At 44.2% G+C, this 20,517-nt stretch carries 20 protein-coding genes; 8 read left to right on the forward strand and 12 right to left on the reverse strand.

What is annotated here, in order from left to right; translation table 11 throughout:
• Positions 1-4: 4 nt before the first annotated feature.
• From bamA to rpsB, 9 genes are all read right to left on the reverse strand, one after another.
• Positions 5-2,410 carry an outer membrane protein assembly factor BamA gene (gene bamA, locus H5300_RS08000; protein ID WP_182795751.1) on the reverse strand — a complete coding sequence of 802 codons (2,406 nt, stop codon included), beginning with the start codon at positions 2,408-2,410 and terminating at the stop codon, positions 5-7.
• A gap of 48 nt (positions 2,411-2,458) precedes the next feature.
• On the reverse strand, positions 2,459-3,817 hold the full coding sequence (gene rseP, locus H5300_RS08005; protein ID WP_182795752.1) for a sigma E protease regulator RseP: 1,359 nt from the start codon (positions 3,815-3,817) through the stop codon (positions 2,459-2,461).
• Complete coding sequence (gene ispC, locus H5300_RS08010; RefSeq protein ID WP_182795753.1) at positions 3,814-5,022, reverse strand: 1-deoxy-D-xylulose-5-phosphate reductoisomerase; 1,209 nt, start codon at positions 5,020-5,022, stop codon at positions 3,814-3,816. The genes rseP and ispC overlap by 4 nt, the downstream gene beginning before the upstream one ends.
• A 51-nt stretch (positions 5,023-5,073) precedes the next feature.
• Positions 5,074-5,916 carry a phosphatidate cytidylyltransferase gene (locus H5300_RS08015; RefSeq protein ID WP_017084153.1) on the reverse strand — a complete coding sequence of 281 codons (843 nt, stop codon included), beginning with the start codon at positions 5,914-5,916 and terminating at the stop codon, positions 5,074-5,076.
• 15 nt (positions 5,917-5,931) lie between these two features.
• Positions 5,932-6,684, reverse strand: a complete 753-nt coding sequence (locus H5300_RS08020; RefSeq protein ID WP_029222668.1) for an isoprenyl transferase — start codon at positions 6,682-6,684, stop codon at positions 5,932-5,934.
• 98 nt (positions 6,685-6,782) lie between these two features.
• On the reverse strand, positions 6,783-7,340 hold the full coding sequence (frr, locus tag H5300_RS08025; protein ID WP_004734349.1) for a ribosome recycling factor: 558 nt from the start codon (positions 7,338-7,340) through the stop codon (positions 6,783-6,785).
• A 98-nt stretch (positions 7,341-7,438) separates the two neighbouring features.
• Positions 7,439-8,170 carry a UMP kinase gene (gene pyrH, locus H5300_RS08030; RefSeq protein WP_017072669.1) on the reverse strand — a complete coding sequence of 244 codons (732 nt, stop codon included), beginning with the start codon at positions 8,168-8,170 and terminating at the stop codon, positions 7,439-7,441.
• 156 nt (positions 8,171-8,326) lie between these two features.
• The gene (gene tsf, locus H5300_RS08035) at positions 8,327-9,172 is read right to left on the reverse strand and encodes a translation elongation factor Ts (RefSeq protein ID WP_017084154.1); all 846 of its coding nucleotides are present in this window, start codon (positions 9,170-9,172) and stop codon (positions 8,327-8,329) included.
• Between the two features lie 137 nt (positions 9,173-9,309).
• Positions 9,310-10,041: a 30S ribosomal protein S2 gene (gene rpsB, locus H5300_RS08040; RefSeq protein WP_032500394.1), complete on the reverse strand. Its 732-nt coding sequence runs from the start codon at positions 10,039-10,041 to the stop codon at positions 9,310-9,312.
• A gap of 458 nt (positions 10,042-10,499) precedes the next feature.
• Here rpsB and map point away from each other — a divergent pair, with 458 nt between their 5' ends.
• From map to H5300_RS08055, 3 genes are all read left to right on the forward strand, one after another.
• Entirely contained in the window at positions 10,500-11,378 is an 879-nt protein-coding gene (gene map, locus H5300_RS08045; protein ID WP_061022353.1) for a type I methionyl aminopeptidase, read from the forward strand.
• A gap of 138 nt (positions 11,379-11,516) precedes the next feature.
• On the forward strand, positions 11,517-14,138 hold the full coding sequence (gene glnD, locus H5300_RS08050; RefSeq protein ID WP_182795754.1) for a bifunctional uridylyltransferase/uridylyl-removing protein GlnD: 2,622 nt from the start codon (positions 11,517-11,519) through the stop codon (positions 14,136-14,138).
• Between the two features lie 218 nt (positions 14,139-14,356).
• The gene (locus H5300_RS08055) at positions 14,357-14,740 is read left to right on the forward strand and encodes a DUF3461 family protein (RefSeq protein ID WP_004734354.1); all 384 of its coding nucleotides are present in this window, start codon (positions 14,357-14,359) and stop codon (positions 14,738-14,740) included.
• Positions 14,741-14,871: 131 nt separating this feature from the next.
• Here the strand turns inward: H5300_RS08055 and truC are convergent, their stop codons facing one another.
• Both truC and H5300_RS08065 read right to left on the reverse strand, forming a co-directional pair.
• The gene (gene truC, locus H5300_RS08060; RefSeq protein WP_029406022.1) at positions 14,872-15,621 is read right to left on the reverse strand and encodes a tRNA pseudouridine(65) synthase TruC; all 750 of its coding nucleotides are present in this window, start codon (positions 15,619-15,621) and stop codon (positions 14,872-14,874) included.
• A complete protein-coding gene (locus tag H5300_RS08065) occupies positions 15,621-15,935 on the reverse strand; it encodes a YqcC family protein (RefSeq protein ID WP_182795755.1) in 315 nt (104 codons plus the stop codon). Before H5300_RS08065 ends, truC begins: the two co-directional genes overlap by 1 nt.
• Before the next feature lie 87 nt (positions 15,936-16,022).
• On the opposite strand from H5300_RS08065, the gene H5300_RS08070 reads away from it, so the two are divergent.
• Positions 16,023-17,063, forward strand: coding sequence for a DUF3549 family protein (locus tag H5300_RS08070; RefSeq protein WP_182795756.1), 1,041 nt, complete (start codon positions 16,023-16,025; stop codon positions 17,061-17,063).
• A 125-nt stretch (positions 17,064-17,188) separates the two neighbouring features.
• Positions 17,189-17,497: a DUF3301 domain-containing protein gene (locus H5300_RS08075; protein ID WP_004734358.1), complete on the forward strand. Its 309-nt coding sequence runs from the start codon at positions 17,189-17,191 to the stop codon at positions 17,495-17,497.
• Here the strand turns inward: H5300_RS08075 and H5300_RS08080 are convergent.
• Complete coding sequence (locus tag H5300_RS08080; RefSeq protein ID WP_004734359.1) at positions 17,463-17,981, reverse strand: GNAT family N-acetyltransferase; 519 nt, start codon at positions 17,979-17,981, stop codon at positions 17,463-17,465. The two genes, H5300_RS08075 and H5300_RS08080, sit on opposite strands and share 35 nt — an antisense overlap.
• A 770-nt stretch (positions 17,982-18,751) precedes the next feature.
• Here H5300_RS08080 and H5300_RS08085 point away from each other — a divergent pair.
• From H5300_RS08085 to H5300_RS08095, 3 genes are all read left to right on the forward strand, one after another.
• Positions 18,752-19,036, forward strand: a complete 285-nt coding sequence (locus H5300_RS08085) for a hypothetical protein (protein WP_016800689.1) — start codon at positions 18,752-18,754, stop codon at positions 19,034-19,036.
• A 73-nt stretch (positions 19,037-19,109) separates the two neighbouring features.
• Positions 19,110-19,553: a YaiI/YqxD family protein gene (locus tag H5300_RS08090; protein ID WP_004734361.1), complete on the forward strand. Its 444-nt coding sequence runs from the start codon at positions 19,110-19,112 to the stop codon at positions 19,551-19,553.
• A gap of 118 nt (positions 19,554-19,671) precedes the next feature.
• Positions 19,672-20,427, forward strand: a complete 756-nt coding sequence (locus tag H5300_RS08095) for a MipA/OmpV family protein (RefSeq protein ID WP_182795757.1) — start codon at positions 19,672-19,674, stop codon at positions 20,425-20,427.
• The last annotated feature ends 90 nt before the right edge of the window (positions 20,428-20,517 follow it).

The following is a 20,517-nucleotide window of genomic DNA, read 5'->3' on the forward strand; positions in this document are numbered from 1 at the left end:
AATATTAGAAAGTTCTACCAATGGTAAATGTGAAGAATTCTTCATCATCACCTTCGTAAATTTTAACGGGTTTCGCTAGAGAGAAAACCAATGGGCCCATCGGCGACATCCATTGAAGGGCTGCACCATAAGATGAACGGTAATTTGTTGGATCAGAGTAATCGTAGTAATACTGGCTGCCACTGTTAGGTGCACCACGGTCTACGAACTCGGTATCCCATACACTTGCCATGTCAAAGAAGACACTGGTTCGAATCTGGCTACGTGCTTCATCAGAAGCAAACGGCGTAGGTACAATTAACTCTAAACTTGCCAAGGCAACCGCATTACCACCAACCGAATCATCGGTTGCAGAGCTGTACGTTGGGTTGTTACCCGTACTGCTCCCGTAAACGGCTTTTGGACCCGCTGAGTTAGAGCCAAAGCCACGCAACGTTGTAAAGCCACCTGCGTAGTAGTTCTCGTAGAATGGGAACAAGTTATCATTACCATCCGTTTGACCGTAACCATTACCATAGCCTAATCGGCCACGCATCAAAAGTGTGAACTCATGCTTTTTAGTCAGCGGGATGTAATGTTTTACATCGTACTGCAATTTGAAGTACTGGGCATCAGAGCCTGGTACAGTCATTTTAGCGAAAGCACGTTGGTGGTTACCCTCGGTTGGGAAGAAACCACGGTTAAGGTTGTTACGAGTCCAAGAGATATTGATATCGAAGTCATCGGTTAAGATGTTTTCGTCACCATATTGGTTAATACTTCTCGCGAACTGTTCCACTTGGATATAAGTCGGAACGTTACCGATCTTGTTGTGCGTATAGCCAACACCAAATTCGATACGGTTCAGCTCATCCATAGGGAAGCCCCATGTCAGGCTGGTACCGTAACTTTGGTTGGTATAGTCGACAATACCCGCTTCAGAGGCTTCGAATTCGTTGTAGAAGATCTTACCGCCTAAGCTCACACCATCAAGGTTCCAGTATGGGTCACGGTAGTCTAAGCTCACGTTCTTTTGGTAATCGTTCATCATGGCACTTACGCCAACACGGTTACCTGAACCCGCAAAGTTATCTTGTTGCAAACCAACTTGGAAGCTGACACCTGATTCGGTACCGTAACCAACACCAAAGTTGATGCTGCCTGAGTTCGCTTCCTTGACGTTGTAAACCAAGTCGACTTGGTCTTCACTGCCAGGAACACGCACTGTTTGTACATCAACCGTTTCAAAGAAACCTAAACGGTTAAGGCGGCTCTTACCGGTGTCAATTGACTTAGAGTTAAGCCAGCTGCCTTCCATTTGACGCATTTCACGGCGTAGTACTTCATCTTTGGTCGAGTTATTACCCGTAAATCGAATATCACGAACGTAGATACGGCTGCCCGCTTCTACATTAATCACCAATGATACTTCTTTGGTCTCATCGTCAAATTCAGGAATAGTACGTACTTGTGGGTACGCATAACCAGACTCACCAAGAATACGCTTTACGCCCTCTTCTAGTGATGTAACAGAAGAGCCGTTGTACGTATCGCCGTCTTCAAATGGTACTAATGCTTCAAAATCAGCCTCACGGCCAATCAACTCACCGCGAAACGCGACATCTTTAACGGTGTAGGCTTCGCCTTCATCAATACCAAGCGTGATATAAACGCCTTTCTTATCTGGAGAGATCGCTACTTGTGTAGAATCCACCTTAAATTTAAGGTAACCACGGTCAAGGTAGTACGATTTCAACGCTTCGATATCACCCGCTAATACTTGCTTCTGGTATTTTTCATCCGCAAGGAAATTCCACCATGCAACATCAACATTCAGGTTGAAACGGCTCAGTAGCTCAGCATCAGAGAAGACTTCATTACCAATAAAGTTGATTTGCTGAATCTTAGCGGATACGCCTTCAGTAAATACAAACTTAAGGTCAGAACGGTTACGTGGCAAAGGTGTCACAACCGCTTTTACTGTCGCGTTGTACTTACCAACACTGTAGTAAAAATCTTCAAGGCCTTTCTCGATGTTACTCAGCGTTGTGCGGTCAAGGGCTTCACCTTCACGAACACCAGATGCATCTAGGTTCTGCTGAAGTTGCTCTTCTTTGATCGCTTTGTTCCCTGAAAATGAAATGCTTGCGATGGTCGGTCGTTCTTTTACTTGAACAACTAAAACACCTTCATCGCGAAGGACCTTAACATCCTCAAAGTTACCTGAAGCATACAGTGCACGAATGATCTCAGATACATCGCCTTCATCCACTTCATCGCCAATACGCACTGGCATCTTCAGTAGAGCTGCACCAAGTGCAACACGCTGTAAACCTTCGATCTTGATATCTTGAACTACAAAGTTTTGTGCTCCGTTCGCAGCCACACTAGTGGCCAATAGACTTGCGAACAGAATTTGCTTAATCGCCATACTTATTCTAATTATTCCTTGCTACTACCAATGCCTGTGAGAAACCATTCACAGACGAGTAAAATCATTAAATATTGCCAGAGCCATCAAAGAGAAGAGGATTGCACCTCCCACTCTGTATCCCATTTCCTGAATTTTTTCAGGGACAGGTTTACGAGTAATGGCCTCAATAGCGAAAAAGAGCAAATGTCCGCCATCAAGCATAGGCAGCGGAACCAAATTAATAATACCCAAATTGACACTAATCAGAGCCAAAAAGCCTAAGAAGTAAACCAAACCGTAATCGGCGGTTGTACCTGCGCCTTTAGCAATTGAAATCGGGCCACTCAAGTTGTTTAAGCCGACATCGCCAACGATGAGCTTCTTGAGCATTGTCAGCGTCAAACTAATGATTTGACCTGTTTTATCAAATGCTTTTCCTACAGACTCAATTACACCAAATTGTAACTCAAAGCGATAATCTTCTGGCCATTCTGCGACTTCTGGAGCAATACCCGCATAGCCGATTATTGAACCATCAGAAAGCTCTCGACTTTTTGGCGTCATAGACAACGACTGTTCAAAACCATTACGCAGTACAATAAGGTTCATGGATTTCATCGGGTTCGAGCGAATCAACTCAACAACCGACTGCCACTGTTCAATTAGCTGCCCATTAATTTCAACAATTTTGTCACCAGCTTCTAGCCCCGCAGAGTATGCAGCGCCATCATCAATAACTTGAGCAAGCACTGTTGATATCTCTGGAGAGTACGGTCTAAAACCAAGCGTTGTCATTGCAGACTCAGTTTCTGGGTTGAACGACCAGTCTGAAATATCCAATGTCATCTGTTGCTCAAAGCCAATATCGTCTTGAGAAGAGACCGTTACTGTCATGGATTGGTCACCAATATGTGATATCAAACCCATATTGACTGATTCCCAATCTGCGGTTTTGATTCCTGAAATAGATTTAAGTTCCATTCCAGTTTCAATTCCGGCTTGTGCAACAATAGATTGCGGGGTGACCTCACCGATCACCGGTTTAACCGCAGGCACGCCAATCAAAAATACCAGCCAATACGCAAACACAGCAAAGATAAAGTTAAATGCTGGGCCTGCACCGACTATCGCCGTGCGTTTCCACAATGGCTTCTTGTCAAAAGCGTATTGCTGTTCTTCTTCAGAAAGGTCGTCAACACGCCCATCGAGCATCTTAACGTAGCCGCCCAGCGGAATCACTGACAAGCTGTATTCAGTACCATCACGGCCGATCTTGCTCCAGATTGATTTACCAAAACCAATCGAGAATTTTTCTACTTTCACACCACAACGACGAGCAACCCAGAAGTGTCCAAACTCATGAACAGCAACCAGAATACCAAGCGCTACAATAAAAGATGCGAAGTTCCACAGAATTCCACTCATGTTAGCTGCTCTTTAATAAATTGAATGGCTATTTGACGAGACATATTATCTAGCTCAAGAAGGCTTTCCAAGCTATCTAAGCCCTCAGAGCTATATTGTTCACATACTTTGCTCATAACATACTCGTTAATGACAGCAATATCGGTAAACTTAACCCGATTATTCAAAAAGGCATCGACTGCAATTTCATTGGCAGCATTAATTGCTGTTGTTGCATGCTGCCCTAGGTAGCACGCTTCAATTGCTAACCTTAAACATGGGTAACGGCTAAAATCGGGTTCTAGAAAAGTAAGCTCACCCACTTTGGTGAAATCCAGAGGCTTAACACCGGCTTCTGTACGCTCAGGATAAGACATCGTCAAAGCGATTGGCGTCGCCATATCGGGTTCACCCATTTGAGCAAGTACCGAGCCATCCTTGTACTGGACCATTGAATGAATCACAGACTGAGGATGAATAATGACTTTTAACTGTTCTTGAGAAGCATTAAATAGCCACTTAGCTTCAATGTACTCAAGACCTTTATTCATCATGGTCGCAGAGTCAACAGAGATCTTAGGGCCCATAGACCAGTTAGGGTGTGCAATAGCGCGAGCCGGTGTTACCGATTCTAACTCAGCAACATCCGTATAGCGGAAAGGGCCGCCAGAACCTGTCAAGAGAATATGGTTGATACCGTTCTCTTCCAGATTACAACGGCCTAGATGGGTTTGTACGTTTTGCGGTAGGCATTGGAAGATAGCATTATGCTCACTGTCTACAGGAAGTAGTTCAGCACCGTACTTTTCCACGGCATCTATAAACAACTGTCCAGACATCACCAAGGCTTCTTTATTAGCAAGTAAAATACGCTTACCAGCCTTAACCGCAGCCATCGTAGGAAGCAAGCCTGCTGCTCCCACAATCGCAGCCATTACCGTGTCCACTTCCTCTAAAGAAGCGACCTGACACATGCCTTCTGGGCCTGAAAGTACTGTAACGTTAGGGTAATTAGCGGACAGCATTTCAGTCAGCTGAGATGCTGCATCAGGGCAAGCCATAGCAACATAGCTTGGTTGCCACTTTTCAACTAACGCCAACATCTTTTCGACATTCGACCCGGCAGCCAGTGCCACGACCGAATAGAGATCTGGGTTTTGTTCAACGACTTTTAGTGTACTTGCACCAATTGAGCCGGTAGCGCCAAGGATAGTTAGATTTCGCATCACATATGACCGTAGAAATGAAATAAAGGGCAGAATCACTGCCCTTTATTATTAGAATGCTAAATAAAGCAGAGCAAAGACAGGGAATGCAGCCGTTAAGCTATCTATTCTATCAAGTATACCACCATGACCAGGAATCAGATTACTGCTGTCTTTCACCCCTGAAACACGCTTAAACATGCTTTCAACAAGGTCACCAAGAACAGAAATAACGACAGTCACAAGGGTAATTACAATCATGTGAAGAGGACTTGTGAATTGGATATCAAATAAGTCAGCAAAAATCCAAGCTATGATCACTGCTGTAATAATGCCACCAATAAGACCTTCAATCGTCTTATTAGGGCTTACCGCTGGTGCCATTTTACGCTTACCAAAACTCTTTCCTGAAAAATAAGCACCGCTGTCAGCTGCCCAAACGAGCAAACAAACAAACATCACCAATTTTGCACCGTGGTAAGGATCAACATCGATACCGTTAGCGCGCAGAATAACCACACTCCAAAAAAATGGCAGCAGAGTCAGCACGCCAAATGCGTGACGAAGGAGAGAAGAATCTTTCCATGCGGGCATAGACTTAGGATAAGTCACTGCCATACCACTCGCTATTACCCACCAAATAGAGCCAATCGTTAGAATGGTGTAGTGAGCGCTAGATAAATGATTAAGGCTAAATGCATCAAAAGGGATAAAAGCAAAACTTGCAGCACTGACTACAACCGTTGGAATCAGCGCTAAATAACGCGATTTGCTTTCAACAAACTGAGTCCACTCCCAAAAGCCCAATAGCGAGATTACTGCTAGTGAAAGAATAAACGTGGGAAGTGATAACTCGAAAATACCTAGAATAACTAGGGGAGCTAAAATCAACGCCGTAATAATTCGTTGTTTCAAACCAAAAAATCCTTATTAACTGTCCATCAGAGCTTTAATTTGCTCACCAGTGCATCCAAAACGACGCTCGCGGTTTACAAACCAAGTCACAGCTTCTACTAAGCTGTCTTCATTAAAGTCTGGCCAGAATTGTTCAGTGAAATACATTTCGGCGTAAGCCAATTGCCAAAGCATAAAGTTACTAATGCGGCACTCGCCACTGGTGCGGATAAGTAGGTCAACTTCAGGAATATCTGCCATAGTCAGGTGCTGTGTAATCATAGCTTCATCAATGTCATCTACATTAATATCGCCAGACTTTACCTGTTGAGCAATTGAGGTCATTGCCTGCTGGATATCCCACTTACCGCCATAATTAGCAGCAATATTAATAACCATACCCGTATTGGTACTAGTCAAAGCTTCTGCTTCTTCTATCTTCTTTTGGAGTCGATCATTGAAACGACTTTTATCACCAATAACACGCAATTGTAGATTATTTTTATGAAGTTTTTTTACTTCACTCGACAGCACTGAAATAAACAGTTCCATCAAGATACCGACTTCTTCTTCAGGACGACGCCAGTTTTCGCTACTAAACGCAAAAAGTGTAACGGCCTTAATGCCAAGTCTGGCAGATGAAGAGATGGTTTTACGAACGGCTTGAACACCGTTTTTATGACCAAAGACGCGAGGCTTGCCCTGAGCTTTTGCCCAGCGGCCATTACCATCCATAATGATAGCAATGTGTTTAGGAAGAGAGTCTGTGAACGCTTGAGAATTATGCATAAAAGAGTGAATCAAATTCTAATAGTCGAACAGAGTAGCATAAAAAAACGCTGAACCGTGAGTACAGCGTTTTTCCGGAAAGAAAAGAATATGGAAAATTAAACTTCCATCAACTCTTTTTCTTTAGTTGCTAGAACTTCATCTACGTTCTTAACCGCAATGTCAGTTAGCTTTTGAATTTCGTCTTGTGCTCTACGATCTTCATCTTCAGAGATTTCTTTGTCTTTCAGAAGTGCTTTTAGATCGCCATTCGCGTCACGACGGATGTTACGGATAGCAACACGGCCACCTTCAGCTTCACCACGAACGATTTTAACAAGGTCTTTACGACGCTCTTCCGTTAACGCTGGAAGTGGTACACGAATAACCGTGCCAGCAGACATAGGATTTAGGCCTAAGTCAGATGTCAGGATTGCTTTTTCAACTAAAGGAGTCAGTGTTTTATCAAACACTGTAATTGCTAGTGTACGTGCATCTTCTGCAATAACGTTAGCAACTTGAGCCAAAGGCGTTGGTGCACCGTAGTACTCTACAGTAAGACCAGACAGTAGGCTTGGGTGAGCACGGCCTGTACGAATCTTTTGCAGGCTATTTTTAAGTGCGTCTACACTTTTATCCATACGCTCTTGAGCGTCTTTTTTGATTTCGTTAATCACAATTTCACCTTGATTATGTTCTTTCTTCAAGAAAGCTTTTTATTTGGAGTGATAAGGATAAGCTTACCAAAGCATAACACTTCAGTAAGCCCGAAAAATTAGTCAGCGTCGCTGATTAATGTACCTTCAGTTTCACCCATAACCACGCGACGTAATGCGCCTGGTTTATTCATGTTAAATACACGGATTGGCATTTTGTGATCACGTGCTAGCGTAAATGCAGCCAAATCCATCACTTTAAGTTCTTTTTCAAGAATAGTGTTGTAAGACAACGTATCATACAGCTCTGCGTCTGGGTTTGCTACTGGGTCAGCAGTAAATACGCCATCTACCTTTGTCGCTTTTAGAACTACGTCAGCTTCAATTTCGATACCGCGTAGACACGCAGCAGAATCTGTAGTGAAGAATGGGTTACCAGTACCAGCTGAGAAGATCACAACACGACCTTGACGTAGTTGGCTGATTGCATCAGCCCAGTTGTAGTCGTCACACACACCTTTAAGAGGGATAGCTGACATTACACGTGCATTTACGTAAGCACGGTGCAGGGCGTCACGCATTGCAAGGCCGTTCATTACCGTTGCTAGCATACCCATGTGGTCACCAACAACGCGGTTCATACCTGCTTCAGCAAGGCCTGCACCACGGAAAAGGTTACCGCCACCGATAACAACGCCTACTTGAACACCTAGTTCAACCAATTCTTTTACTTCTTGAGCCATACGATCAAGGACCGTCGCGTCAATACCAAAACCTTCTTCGCCTTGTAGTGCTTCGCCGCTAAGTTTTAACAGAATACGTTGATACGCCGGTTTAGGGTTCGTAGTCATGGAGTTTACCTTCCAAAGAGTTGATGATTAACAGTCATGGATAAAAACTGAAGAGCTCAGTTTGCATTCATAACAGCTAACAGCCGAAAAATAATTCATTATTCATAAAAAGACCGCAGCATTTGCCACGGTCTTTTTCAATCAATACACTAAGGATTAACCTTGTTGTACCGCTGCAACTTCGTCTGCGAAGCTCATTTCAGCCGCTTTCTCGATACCTTCACCAACTTCTAAACGAACGAAGGTAGTAACTGATGCGCCTTTCTCTTTAAGAATGTCAGCAACAGTTTTCTTAGGTTCCATGATGAAAGCTTGACCAGTAAGAGATACTTCGCCCGTGAATTTCTTCATACGGCCGATAACCATTTTCTCAGCGATCTCTTGTGGTTTGCCTTCGTTCATAGCGATTTCAACTTGAACAGCTTTTTCTTTTTCTACTACGTCTGCAGGTACGTCAGATGGGTTAACGTACTCAGGCTTAGAAGCAGCAACGTGCATAGCTATGTGCTTAAGCGTTTCAGCTTCGCCTTCACCAGCAACAACAACACCGATTTTCTCGCCGTGACGGTAAGAAGCTAGTGCAACACCTTCAACAAGCTCAACGCGACGGATGCTGATGTTCTCACCGATCTTAGTTACTAGAGCGATACGTGCGTCTTCAAATTTAGCTTGAAGTGCAACGATGTCTAGACGTTCAGCTAGAGCAGCTTCAGCAACTTCGTTAGCGAATGCAAGGAAACCTGCATCTTTAGCTACGAAATCAGTTTGGCAGTTCACTTCAAGAAGAGCAGCAACGCCAGCGTCTTCTTTAATGATGATTGTGCCTTCAGCAGCAACGTTACCAGCTTTTTTAGCTGCTTTCGCTGCGCCAGATTTACGCATGTTTTCAATTGCTAGCTCGATGTCGCCTTCAGCAGCAACAAGCGCTTTTTTACATTCCATCATGCCCGCAGCTGTGCGTTCACGAAGTTCTTTAACTAGAGCTGCAGTTACAGTTGCCATTCTCTATTCCTCAGTAAATTCTAAAAAAGATAAAAAACAGGGGCCTCATTAATTGGCCCCTGATATTGACTGTATTCAGTTCTTAAGCCATCGATTATGACCGCTTAATGTGAACTAAATATGGCTCAGAGCCGCTATTATTCAGCTTCTACAAAACCGTCTTTTTCAGCAGCTACAGCAGCAACATCTTTGTTACGACCTTCTTTAACCGCGTCTGCAGCAGCGTTTAGATAAAGCTGTACTGCACGGATTGCATCATCGTTACCAGGGATAACGAAGTCAACACCGTCTGGGTTAGAGTTAGTATCAACTACAGCGTAAACTGGGATACCTAGGTTGTTTGCTTCTTTAACTGCGATGTGTTCGTGATCAGCATCGATAACGAATAGAGCGTCAGGAAGGCCGCCCATGTTCTTGATACCACCAAGAGATTTCTCTAGCTTCTCCATTTCACGAGTACGCATTAGAGCTTCTTTCTTAGTAAGCTTGTCGAAAGTACCGTCTTGAGCTTGCGCTTCAAGTTCTTTCAGACGCTTGATAGACTGACGAACAGTTTTGTAGTTCGTTAGCATACCGCCTAACCAGCGGTTGTTAACGTAGAACTGGTTGCTGTTGATAGCAGCTTCTTTAACAGCTTCAGATGCAGCACGCTTAGTACCAACAAAAAGAACTTTACCTTTCTTCTCGCCAACTTTAGCAATTTCAGCTAGAGCTTCGTTGAACATTGGTACAGTTTTTTCTAAGTTGATGATATGAACTTTGCTACGAGCACCAAAGATGAATGGCTTCATTTTTGGGTTCCAGTAACGAGTTTGGTGACCGAAGTGAACACCAGCTTTAAGCATATCGCGCATTGATACAGTTGCCATTTTAAAATCCTCTATGGGGTTAGGCCTCCACACTCCCCATGAATCCGACCCCTAACAACTAACCACTTTTCAGCCGTTATCTGTGTTGTTGAGGCACCCCGGAACATGTGTCGGAATGTGTGTGATTTAAAGAAATAAGTTAGTGGACACAAAGCTTGTTTCGCCAAATGGAGAAAACAGTCCTGATGTCCGGCGCGCTTTATACCATATTTGGTCTATCTATGGCTAGAAAAAAATCTAAAAATGGCGACTGCTATACTGATCTTTGACACTGTATTTCTCTTATAAAGAGTATCAATAACACAAGAGACAAACTGTATAAATTTGAACACTATTCAATCAGACTTAGTAATGTCCACCCGCATTATATGGGTATCAGAATGTTGCGCTAAAATACTGCACTGCTAGAATAGCCCCAATATGCACACTTAGGTGCTACCAAATTTAAGAGATATGCAATGGCTGTAAAAATTAAAACTGCTGAAGAAATTGAAAAAATGCGCGTTGCCGGCAAGCTGGCTTCAGAAATTCTAGAGATGATTGAACCTCACATCCAAGTGGGTACAACGACAGAAGAGCTAAACCAAATCTGTCATGAGTACGCTCTAGAAAGAGGCGCATACTCAGCACCACTTGATTACCACGGTTTCCCTAAGTCAATCTGTACTTCTATCAACCACATCGTGTGTCACGGTATTCCAGCATCACAAGATGAGACGGGTAGCACAGGTCAATTCAAACCTGCAGTACTAAAAGATGGCGACATTCTAAACGTTGATATCACTGTGATTGTTCCTGATGACGAAAATGCTGATCTAAGTGTTCGTCCACAAGGCTACCACGGTGACACATCTAAGATGTTCCTTGTGGGTGAAGTTTCTCCAGCAAACAAACGTCTGTGTATGGTTGCTCAAGAAGCACTTTACGAAGGCATGCGTCAGGTTAAACCAGGTGTTCAACTTGGCCAAGTCGGTACTGCTATTGAGAAGTACATCAAAACAAACAACAAGAACAACCCACGCGCTAAATTCTCTATTGTAAAAGATTACTGTGGCCACGGTATTGGTTCTGAGTTCCACGAAGATCCACAAGTCGTTCACTACAAAAACAGTGACCGTACCGTACTGAAAGCAGGCATGTGTTTCACTATCGAGCCAATGATTAATGCGGGTAAGTTTGGTTGTCGTCTAGATGACGAAGATAGCTGGACAGTGTACACAGCAGACAGCAAGAACTCAGCTCAGTGGGAACACACTCTAGTTGTAACGGATACTGGTTGTGAGGTACTAACACTACGCAGCGACGATACGATTCCACGTATCATGAAGAACGCTTAGTTCAACAAGCTGAATACCTCAGACTTTTAAAAATATCCTCGCATGTCGAGGATATTTTTTTATCCGCTCAATTTCGATTTTCCATCAGCTTCTGTTAAATTGTTTACTATTCTCATTTGCTTGCACGGATAGCAGACTATGCCTTATCAATGCCCTATTACGTTCAATGACGAACAAATTGAAATCTGCGAATTAAAAAACCAACTCGAAATCTTCACGCAGTATCAGAAAGATGAATTTCTGAATCATCATCCAGTGACAGACTTAGTGTTGCTACGCTCTGAATATATGGATTTGCTTCTCAACCGATTATGGGATCATTTTGGATTTAGCAAACTGCCTCATATTGCGTTGGTCGCTGTGGGTGGCTATGGTCGCGGCGAACTGCACCCGTTATCCGACATTGATATCTTAATCGTATCGCAAAAGACACTACCTCCAGCGCTTGGTGAAAAAGTCAGTCAGTTCATCACGCTACTTTGGGATTTGAGACTCGAAGTTGGCCACGCAGTGCGTACCATTGCTGAATGTATTGAGATTGGTAGTGACGATTTAACGGTTGCGACTAACCTGCAAGAATCGCGCTTACTGTGTGGCAGTGAAGACACCTTCCAAGAGCTGAAACTAAAGATTCATTCCGATTCATTTTGGCCAAGTGAGACCTTTTACAAAGCCAAAATTCAAGAACAAAGAGAGCGTCATGCTCGTTACCACGACACCACCTATAATTTAGAACCGGACATCAAATCGACCCCGGGAGGGCTCAGAGACATCCACACCCTGAGCTGGGTTGCGCGTCGACATTTTGGTGCAACTTCTTTATTGGAGATGAGCAAATACGGCTTTCTAACCGATGCTGAATATCGTGAGTTGGTCGAGTGCCAAGATTTCTTGTGGCGTGTTCGCTTTGCACTGCACATTGAACTGCGCCGTTACGACAACCGCCTCACGTTTGCCCATCAAGCTCAGGTAGCGGAACACCTGGGTTACAGTGGTGAAGGCAACCGTGGCGTCGAGATGATGATGAAAGAGTTCTATCGAACACTTCGTCGCGTAGCTGAGCTCAATAAGATGCTGCTTAAGCTGTTCGATCAAGCGATCATCAATGGCGGTCAAACACAAGAAGCCGAGATTCTCGACAACGACTTCCAACGTCGAGGTTCATTGATCGAAGCGCGTAAGCCGGCTCTATTCCAAGCGAGACCAGAAACGATTCTCGATATGTTTATCCATATCGCGAATGACTCTTCTATCGAAGGGGTAAGCCCACCAACATTGCGACAACTGCGAACCGCACGTCGCCGATTGAATCGCTTCTTGCATACCATTCCTGAAGCTCGTGACAAGTTCATGGATTTGGTTCGCCACCCAAATGCACTGCACAAAGCCTTTAGTTTGATGCACAAATTGGGCGTGCTATCGGCCTATTTGCCACAATGGAGCCAAATTGTTGGTCAAATGCAGTTTGATCTGTTTCACGTTTACACCGTGGATGAACACAGTATTCGCCTACTCAAACACATCAACCGCTTTGGCCAAATCGAGAACCACGATAAGCACCCTATCTGCTGTGAAGTGTATCCACGAGTTCAAAAGAAAGAGCTGTTGATTCTGGCGGCTATCTTCCACGACATCGGTAAAGGCCGCGGCGGAGACCACTCAGAAATTGGCGCTGTTGAAGCTTACTCTTTCTGTATTGAGCACGGGCTATCAAAGCCAGAAGCCAAACAAGTCGCGTGGCTAGTACAAAACCACCTGTTAATGTCAGTGACCGCTCAACGCCGTGATATCTACGATCCGGACGTAATCACAGAGTTCGCCAAGAAAGTACGCGACGAAGAGTCGTTAGAACTGCTGGTGTGCCTAACGGTAGCCGATATCTGTGCAACCAACCCAGAACTATGGAACAGCTGGAAACGTACCCTACTCGCAGAACTGTTTCATTCTACGCAGCGCGCACTGCGCCGCGGCTTAGAAAACCCAGTTGATGTCAGAGACCGTATTCGTCATAACCAGCAAATGGCATCTGCACTGCTGCGTAAAGAAGGCTTCACGGCTCGTGAGATTGAGGTGTTGTGGCAGCGTTTCAAAGCTGACTATTTCTTGCGTCATACACACACTCAAATCGCATGGCACTGTGAACACCTACTTCGCTTAGAAGATCCGAGTCAACCTTTAGTGCTTATCAGCCAAAAAGCGACACGTGGCGGCACAGAGGTATTCGTTTACTGTAAAGACCAAGCGGCACTTTTTGCGACCGTGGTTGCCGAGCTCGACAGACGCAACTTTAACGTTCACGACGCACAAGTCATGGTCAGTAAAGATGGCCACGTTTTGGATACCTTTATCGTACTGGATCAGCACGGCGAAGCGATTGATGAAGCAAGACACAAAGCCGTCGCTAAGCATCTAACTCATGTTCTGGCTGATGGCCGCCCAACTAAGATTAAGACTCGTCGTACGCCACGTAACTTGCAGCATTTCAAGGTAAAAACCTTAGTTGAGTTCCTACCAACCAAGAGTAAAAAACGCACCTTGATGGAATTAAGAGCTCTTGATACGCCGGGGTTGTTGGCTCAAGTCGGTGCAACCTTTGCAGAATTAAACATTAACTTGCACGGTGCGAAAATCACCACCATAGGTGAGAGAGCTGAAGATTTGTTTATTCTGACCAGTGACGCGGGAGGAAGACTGTCTGAAGAACAGGAACAAGCACTAAGAGAAAGGTTAACTGAGCATGTTTCAGAACTCGCACCTTAGAAAGCTAATTTAGTGCTAGAAGTAAGTTATGACTAGGAAACAAGTTTAGCTCTAGGAACAGCTTTAATAACCAAATAAGTGTGGGCAAAGATAGAGAGCGATCTTGCCCACAACTTACAATCAATTCACAGATATCAACTATCTAGCTCGTCGTTAGGCTGCTACATTGATCAAGTCAATTACATAAAAGTATTACATTCATAACCTAGAGGTCGCTTATGTATCCAAACCTCACTGGCTTAGGTATTCACGAACCTAAACAGATTGAACGTTACTCCCTTCGCCAAGAAGCTCATAAAGATATCCTGAAGATTTACTTTCGTAAGCAGAAAGGTGAACTGTTCGCGAAAAGCGTTAAGTTTAAGTATCCACGACAAGTAAAAAGTGTGCTTGTTAGCGGCGGCAATAATCAATACAAAGAAGTGACAGAGATTAACCGCAACCTCACTCTTGTGATTGATGAACTCAACAAGATCACCAAACCTACGCCAACGGCTGAGGTCGATGTGAAGCAGAAGATCCTTACCGACTTACGCCACTTAGAGAAGGTTGTATCAAGTAAGATCGCAGAGATCGAAGCCGATCTAGAAAAGCTGAAATGATCCTGAGAATGGACAACTAACGACCTCGATTAGTTATTCCACTCAGATTGCACAGACATTAAAAAGGGCTGATATCACTATCAGCCCTTTATTTTTTATTCTATTCTCTATGTTTACTAGACGCCTGGTCTTTACTTAGACGACCGTGCTTCAGCATTCACCAAGCTGGTATCCCACTCAAAGGTTTCAAACAACCTTAGCCACGTTTCATCTAGGCTGGCTTTCATTACTAATTCTTTCTTTGTAAAAGGATGAATGAAACGCAACTCAGAAGCGTGCAACAACAGACGGTGTGAGTCTAAATCATCGCGGAACAGTCGGTTGTGCTTACCATCACCATGTGAAGTATCGCCAACGATTGGATGTCTTAGATGAGCCATGTGACGACGCAGCTGATGTTTACGTCCTGTCTTAGGCATCATCTCAACTAAGCAATAACGACTGGTAGGAAAACGGCCTGTTGAATACGGCACTTCGACTTTCGCTAACGGCTCGTAAACGGTGACGGCTTCTTGTGGTTCTTTGTCTTCTTTTGCAAACTTGTCTGCGATCTTATCCAACTCGACCTTGAGTGCATAATCGAGCGTGTCGCCCTCTTCTATCCAACCACGAACAATCGCATGATAGGTTTTTTGCATCTCATGGTTAGCGAACATCGGCATCACCTGTGAAGCAACCTCGCTCGACAACGCAAACACCAACACACCAGATGTCGGTCTGTCTAAGCGATGCAATGGAAATACATGCTGACCAATTTGATCTCGTAGTGTCTGCATAACAAATTGAGTCTCGTGTTTATCGAGCCATGAGCGGTGTACTAGCATGCCGGCTGGCTTATTCACCGCGACAAAGTACTCATCTTGATAAATGATCTCTAACATTACGCGCATACCTCATCAATGCTTAGAATCGTCACTAGCAGTTCAGCTTTATCTGCCTCATTTTTCCACACTTCACAAAAATAAGGATGAATAGCAAAGCCTTTAGGTAGGCTCATTTGTGCATCCATCATTGCATTGATCTTAACGATGAAGATCCACTGCAACCACTCTTCTGGCTGTAGCGAGTCAATCGCAAAAGGTTCAACGCTCGCCAGAGCTTGATCCGAAGGCGGAAGAGCCCCCCATAGAGAACATTGGCGCATTTGTTGTTCTAATTGTTGAAGTAAAAGAGGTAACTTTGTGGCTGCTGTCATTTTTCACCAAGTTATTTATCTAGTGACCTTGAAATTGGGGCATAGAGTACCATCTATTTAGGAAAGAAAGTTAGGAGCTTTATTACTATGGAAACCATTCACACGCTCACTCAGTTGCTAAAGAATAGCGGTTGCCAATACGACATCTACGACCTAGGTCGTCGTATCCAGAAAATCGACAACACCCTATTCTCTGATGTTGAGCAGGGGAAACAGCCATACCCGTTTCCACTTCAGAAACAAGCTCACTTAGCCATTAGCTACTGGAACGAACACAAACAGCCATGGATTTGGTTTCTAAAATTCAAGCTAGACGAAAGAGGCCTACTGCATCAAGGCGATGTGGGTAATTTTCTTAAGTTTGTTATCGAAGCAATGGGCACGCGTTTGAACGGCGATATCAGCGAAGAGCAACAACAAAAGCTGTCAAACAACCCTTATACCTTCAAACCTTCTGAAGACAAAATGGCCGTATTCCATAGCCAAGTAAGAGCAGGTTTAGACCTCGCGACGAGCCAATATTACGAGCACGCTCAGCATTACTTCACTGGTGAGCTTGGTTGGGATAACTGGAAAACGGTTGGCTTACAAGGCATTACAGATATGTGCGCGCGTTTAGGCAGCCAACAAAACGGTGTGTCAATTCGCAAAGCCATCAATAAACTGCCATCAGAACCGCTATACGCGACGTTAGGTGCTCTTGAGCACACACAAATCAATGACAAACTCGCGCAACGCTTACAAGAGCTTGCAGAGAATGAGATCGCTAGTAAAGAGCCTGATTTGTTCTTACTATCAGCCTTGGTTCGTGCCCTTTCAGGTGCAGAACAAGGGATCGCGAATAACATCATTAACCAAGTTCTCGCTAGTCCACGCTTGAGCCACCAAGAAGTGTTGATTGGTTTAGCGGGTCGCAGCTGGCATGCGCTACAAGACCCCGCGATAGCTGAGCAATTCTTGCTACGTCTCGCACAAACGGGCACTCAAAACCTGTTCAATCAGTTATTTGCAGATTTGGTGATGATTCCGACACTAAGAATGGTATTTTTACCCTTGTTGAATTCGAACCCATCACCTGAGCTCGCCAACGCATTGATTGAATTACAACAAGCGGCGAAGTCTCAATAGCAGGGTAAATCAATACCGGATTAACTGAAGCACATGCTGGCTCAAGTAACGGACCAGTTCAATAGCTCGTAAGAGCATGCTCAAAACACGATTGGAATAGAGAGATAAAAGGAAGTATGGATTAAATGATAGATAACTTATTGGCTATTTTGATGCTGTGCTTCTTTTGCTTTTTCTTTTGGCAGCAGCGCAGGCAATCAGAGCTTGCGAAAACTGCCATTGCGAGAAAATGTAAAGAGCTCGACTTGCAGCTATTAAGCGTTGCCTTCAGTGGTCATAAATTTAAGATGCGCCATGAGCTAACCACCATTTGGCGCTGGCACACTGTGTACCAATTTGAGTTTTCAGCATTGGGTGATGATCTGTACCAAGGAAAACTGACTATGGTCGGCTTCCGCTCTATGCGGTTTGAGCTACAGCCTCATAGAATGTAACGTCGCAAAACTCGGTATAACGATATTCATGATAAGGGCCAAACTGATCTTGTTTGGTCTCTTTAAATGCAAAGCCTAACTTTTCGAGTAACTTAATCGATGGGTTATGACCGACATTAACGGTCGCAACAACATTCGTTAGGTGCTCTTCAAAACACACCAAACTGAAGAAAGGTTTTAGCACTTCGCTAGCAAGACCTTGATTCCAAAACTCCTTGTCTAGAATAAATCCCAGTTCATGCTTCCCTTCCTCAGACGAAACAAACAAATGCCCAAGGTATTCACGGGTTTGGTTGTGGATAATGGCACGGCAAAAACCGACGTTATCGTTCAGTATTTCTTGAAATAGGTGTTTTGCAGAGGCGATAGAGTGCGGCCCATTCATTTCAGCACGATTAATGGGGCAGCAATTCAACTTGATAAAGTCGTGTTGTAGCTGTTCGGTATAAGGTACCAACAGCGTTCTTGAGGTTGCTATCGTCATAAAACACTCCTTGTGTTGACCATTAGCAGAAAAGCAGATGTTGCGCTCTTAGATGAAAAAGCTCTCGATTAAAAAGAGCCTCCTAGATAGATAAAAGCCTCAGATAAAGAAAAGCCCCGACACCGAAGTGTCAGGGCTAGGGTCTTACTCGCAGCAGTCCGGCTACTAATAAATGCTCCATGCATCATCCATAATAGTGGCTGTAATCCTTCAGCTCTTTCCTTTACTTCGCCGTCCTAGCGGTGTCCATTCATCCTGAAAGCTAACAATCCTAGTTAGCGCACATCACTTGTTCCGTGAGCGGTGTCCTTTACATCGTCCTGATGCTAATCCAACCCTTTAAATCCTAAAGGTATCCATTGTCATTCCGTTGCAGCTAACTTCCTGTTAACTGGCTGTATCCCTACAATGTCCTTACGCTCCATGCTTGACTACTCAATCCTAAGTAACCAAATCTTCATCCTGAAGATAACCAAATCCTTGGTGCTTTCCTGTTCCGTGTCAGAATCCTTCCGACAAGGTTTAATTTACGCGATTTAGGATTTTGGACAATAGATTTGCATCACACTTTCAATTCAATAAAGTTGTTAATTATATAAAACAATTAAAATTCAAAAGCTTAACCATATGCACTTAAATCTCTCTAGTGATGTATTCGTGTTATCTCACAGCCTTTGTAAGAGATCTCTCACAAGCTATGGGCGGTTTTATGATTCGCTATCATTCACTGGAGCGAGTAAAATGACCAAAGACTAAAAATGGAGGTCAACATGCTGACAAAAGATGTGTCTGAAGAGTTGAAATCAGTGCTTGAAGGACTGCAAGCACAAGGGAAAGAGCCGACCGTTGCTTTAGTTAAAGCTCGTATGAGCACATCCGTTCCGATGCCAGCTTTAATCATGACTATCAAAAGCTGGAAAAGCGCCAATCGCGTCCCTAAAGTTGAAGTCGCGACACAAGAAGAGCCGACACTTGATCGTGTTAGCCAACTGGAAAAGCAAATCCTTGAACTTACCGCTCGTGTTGCCACGCTTGAAGCCAAATTAACTGAGTAATAAGCTAACTGGCCAATAAGGCAACTGAGCAATAAGTTGACCGATAAATAAGCTAACAGAGAAATAGAACACTATGAAGATATGGGTTGATGCGGACGCTTGTCCCAAGGTTATCCGTGAAACAATCGTACGCGCAGCTGAACGCACAGGGGTGGAATGTACCTTTGTCGCGAACCATTTGGTTCCCGTTCCTAAACGCAATAACATTCACTCAATTCAAGTGCCAAGCGGGTTTGATATTGCAGATGATGAAATCGTAAAACGCACTGAACCCGGCGATCTCGTGATTACCTCTGACATCCCTCTGGCTGATGAAGTGATCACCAAAGGTGCGCTTGCTTTAAGCTCTCGCGGCGAGCTTTACACCAAAGAGACAATTAAAGCGCGCCTCAACATTCGTGACTTTATGGATACTATGCGTTCAAGTGGTATTCAAACTGGCGGACCAAGCACCCTTTCTCAAACCGACCGTCGTGAGTTCGCAAACCACCTCGATCGCCTATTAGCAAAACGCTAACCGCAGTATTTGAATGACGACAACTTTAGAAGTCGTCTCTTACATCGTTGTAGCCCAGATGAAATTTTAATCGACATACTCCGTTCTTGATATTTATTACAATAACGGAGTATTGCTTATGATTCGTCGAATCGCCCTCTCGCTATCCATTGTTTTTGGCAGCACCCAACTTTCTTTTGCTGATGAAAGCTTTGCCGATGAGCACTTTGCTGATCAAGAGTACGGAATCATCGGAGGCAGCATCACCTATGGAGAAAGTGTTTTCTCCACTAAGAGTGACCCTCAATTTGGCGCGACACCCAACCTATTCTATTCGGGCCCGAAAGGCTTTATCGATGGTAGCTTAGCCAATTGGCAACTGCTGCCTTACGTAGGGTTATCTGGAAATTGGCGCTTTGCTGAAGTGTCAGACACCTTCGTTGACCTACCTAACGGCATTCAAGACAGAGATGGCAATGGAGAGCTGGGGATAACCTTAGGAACGGTAGGCGCACGCCTCACCTACTTACACGATGTGACTTCAGAACATAACGGCTACGAAGTTCAGCTTCACTTAGGCAGAACATTAGAAACCTGGACGCAGCAATTCACCATTACGCCCTACCTAGAAGTCGATTATCGTGACAAGAAACTGTCCAATCACCTTTATGGTATTTCTAACACCGAATCTTCTGCCTCAGGGTTAAATCAGTTTGATGCGGGTTCGACGTTTGTTTATCAAGCAGGGTTAATCGGGCTTTATGAGTTTACGCCAACTTGGATTGGTATCGCACGCGCAGACTTGATTCATCACGACAGCGACAGCGCGTTGATACAACGAGACTTGGGCTGGTCATTCGAACTAGGCGTTACCTATCGGTTTGCGGGATTGTAAGTTTACTGACTCAAACAAAAAGAGCCTACATCAATGCAGGCTCTTTGGTATCTCGTCTTTTATTCAGTTGATAAGCGAATCGAAATGTTC

It is taken from the genome of Vibrio sp. SG41-7 (genome assembly GCF_014164465.1).
Taxonomy (GTDB): Bacteria; Pseudomonadota; Gammaproteobacteria; order Enterobacterales; family Vibrionaceae; genus Vibrio; species Vibrio splendidus.

Coding starts and splice junctions, on each gene's coding strand:
- bamA (WP_182795751.1), bottom strand. CDS start 2,410: ATGGCGATTAAGCAAATTCTGTTCGCAAGTCTATTGGCCACTAGTGTG.
- rseP (WP_182795752.1), bottom strand. CDS start 3,817: ATGAGTGGAATTCTGTGGAACTTCGCATCTTTTATTGTAGCGCTTGGT.
- ispC (WP_182795753.1), bottom strand. CDS start 5,022: ATGCGAAATCTAACTATCCTTGGCGCTACCGGCTCAATTGGTGCAAGT.
- H5300_RS08020 (WP_029222668.1), bottom strand. CDS start 6,684: ATGCATAATTCTCAAGCGTTCACAGACTCTCTTCCTAAACACATTGCT.
- pyrH (WP_017072669.1), bottom strand. CDS start 8,170: ATGACTACGAACCCTAAACCGGCGTATCAACGTATTCTGTTAAAACTT.
- tsf (WP_017084154.1), bottom strand. CDS start 9,172: ATGGCAACTGTAACTGCAGCTCTAGTTAAAGAACTTCGTGAACGCACA.
- rpsB (WP_032500394.1), bottom strand. CDS start 10,041: ATGGCAACTGTATCAATGCGCGATATGCTTAAAGCTGGTGTTCACTTC.
- map (WP_061022353.1), top strand. CDS start 10,500: ATGGCTGTAAAAATTAAAACTGCTGAAGAAATTGAAAAAATGCGCGTT.
- glnD (WP_182795754.1), top strand. CDS start 11,517: ATGCCTTATCAATGCCCTATTACGTTCAATGACGAACAAATTGAAATC.
- H5300_RS08055 (WP_004734354.1), top strand. CDS start 14,357: ATGTATCCAAACCTCACTGGCTTAGGTATTCACGAACCTAAACAGATT.
- truC (WP_029406022.1), bottom strand. CDS start 15,621: ATGTTAGAGATCATTTATCAAGATGAGTACTTTGTCGCGGTGAATAAG.
- H5300_RS08065 (WP_182795755.1), bottom strand. CDS start 15,935: ATGACAGCAGCCACAAAGTTACCTCTTTTACTTCAACAATTAGAACAA.
- H5300_RS08070 (WP_182795756.1), top strand. CDS start 16,023: ATGGAAACCATTCACACGCTCACTCAGTTGCTAAAGAATAGCGGTTGC.
- H5300_RS08075 (WP_004734358.1), top strand. CDS start 17,189: ATGATAGATAACTTATTGGCTATTTTGATGCTGTGCTTCTTTTGCTTT.
- H5300_RS08080 (WP_004734359.1), bottom strand. CDS start 17,981: ATGACGATAGCAACCTCAAGAACGCTGTTGGTACCTTATACCGAACAG.
- H5300_RS08085 (WP_016800689.1), top strand. CDS start 18,752: ATGCTGACAAAAGATGTGTCTGAAGAGTTGAAATCAGTGCTTGAAGGA.
- H5300_RS08090 (WP_004734361.1), top strand. CDS start 19,110: ATGAAGATATGGGTTGATGCGGACGCTTGTCCCAAGGTTATCCGTGAA.
- H5300_RS08095 (WP_182795757.1), top strand. CDS start 19,672: ATGATTCGTCGAATCGCCCTCTCGCTATCCATTGTTTTTGGCAGCACC.